The sequence below is a fragment of the Pseudomonas sp. SDO52101_S400 genome (genome assembly GCF_054071635.1).
The window spans coordinates 1-655 of the sequence record NZ_JBSVWF010000146.1; the positions used below are offsets into that span (position 1 = coordinate 1).

The following is a 655-nucleotide window of genomic DNA, read 5'->3' on the forward strand; positions in this document are numbered from 1 at the left end:
TGGCGGCCAATATCGAGCGCCTGACTTATGTCGGCACCGGTTCGTTCACCGGCGTGGGCAATGACAGCGACAACATCATCACTGGCGGTGCGGGCAACGATATCTTCAAGGGAGGTGGCGGTGCCGACCAGTTCATCGGTGGCGCAGGCATGGACACCGTGTCCTATGACGACAGCACTGTAGGTGTCACGCTCAATCTGAAGACCGGGGTCAACAGCGGAATCGCTGCGGGTGACGTCTATGACAGCATCGAAGCGATCAGTGGCTCCAAATACAACGACACATTCATTGCCGATGGTCGCGTGTTTGCGTTCAACGGTGGTCTCGGTGGCTTCGATACGGTCGATTACTCGTCTTCGTCGGCGGCAGTCAACGTGGATATTCGCCCGGGTACCGGTCTGGCGGGTGTCGGTGGTGATGCGCAGGGCGACACTCTGACGGAGATCGACAAGGTCATCGGTTCGTCCTTCAACGACACCTTCACGGCCGCTGCCATCAGCTTCGCGACTTTTGAAGGCGGCGCCGGAGATGACATCTATTTCGTCAACGGCGGTGGAGTGACCATCATCGAACAGGCCGGCGGTGGCAACGATGAGGTACGGGTCAGCTGGAAGGATCACACCCTGGCGGCCAATATCGAGCGCCTGACTTATGT

At 58.8% G+C, this 655-nt stretch carries 1 pseudogene; it reads left to right on the top strand.

Annotated elements, in window-relative coordinates:
- A pseudogene (locus ACW9HX_RS29095) lies at positions 1–655 on the top strand (beta strand repeat-containing protein); the annotation flags it as partial.